Here is a 1,065-nt window from a genome sequence, read left to right as displayed (position 1 = left end):
ACGACCGTCCTCGACGGCATCGACCTGCGCATTCCGGCCGGTTCGGTGTTCGCGCTGCTCGGCCCGAACGGCGCCGGCAAGACCACCACCGTCAAGATCCTCTCCACCCTCGTCCGCGCCGACGGCGGCACGGCCACCGTCGGCGGCCGGGACGTCGCCGGCGACCCCCAGGGCGTGCGGGGCGTGATCGGGGTGACCGGGCAGTTCTCCGCGGTGGACGGCCTGATCACCGGCGAGGAGAACATGCTCCTCATGGCCGACCTGCACCACCTGCCCACACGCGAAGGCCGCCGCGTCACAGCCGAACTGCTCGAACGCTTCGACCTCGCCGACGCCGCAGGCAAACCCGCCTCCACCTACTCCGGCGGCATGAAACGCCGCCTGGACATCGCCATGACCCTGGTCGGCAACCCCCAGATCATCTTCCTCGACGAACCCACCACCGGCCTGGACCCCCGCGCCCGCCACACCATGTGGCAGATCATCCGCGAACTGGTCACCGGCGGCGTCACCGTCCTGCTCACCACCCAGTACCTCGAAGAAGCCGACGAACTCGCCGACCGCATCGCCGTCCTGCACAACGGGAGGATCGCCGCGCAAGGCACCCCCGACGAACTCAAACGCCTCATCCCCGGCGGCCACATCCGCCTGCGCTTCACCGACCCCGCCACCTACCGCACCGCCACCACCGCCCTGCCCCAGGCCACCCCCGACGACCAGGCCCTGACCCTGCGCATCGCCGGCGACGGCAGCCAACACGAACTACGCACCCTCCTCGACCGGCTGGACACCGCCGGCATCGAAGCCGACGAACTCACCGTCCACACACCCGACCTCGACGACGTCTTCTTCGCCCTCACCGACACCAGCACCGGCACCACCGCCGGCGCCACCCCCGACCAGCCGAAGGAGGCTGTCCGATGAGTTCACTGTCCCTGGCCGTGCGCGACTCCTCCACCATGCTGCGCCGCAACCTCCTGCACGCCCGCCGCTACCCCTCCCTCACCCTCAACCTCCTGCTCACACCGATCATGCTGCTGCTGCTCTTCGTCTACGTCTTCGGCG

General features: G+C 69.9%; 1 protein-coding gene and 1 pseudogene. Both read left to right on the top strand.

Going from position 1 to position 1,065, the window contains the following annotated elements; genetic code table 11:
* Nucleotides 1-924, top strand: a 924-nt coding sequence (locus tag K7862_RS37040; protein ID WP_222970198.1) for an ATP-binding cassette domain-containing protein, incomplete at its 5' end; no start/stop codon positions are given.
* Nucleotides 921-1,065 (top strand): annotated as a pseudogene (locus K7862_RS38115) (ABC transporter permease); the annotation flags it as partial. The gene K7862_RS37040 and the pseudogene K7862_RS38115, both read left to right, overlap by 4 nt.

The organism is Actinacidiphila acidipaludis (genome assembly GCF_019890725.1).
Lineage (GTDB): Bacteria > Actinomycetota > Actinomycetes > Streptomycetales > Streptomycetaceae > Actinacidiphila > Actinacidiphila acidipaludis.
Note: the sequence above shows the minus strand (reverse complement) of the source record. Positions and strands in the feature narration are given on the sequence as shown.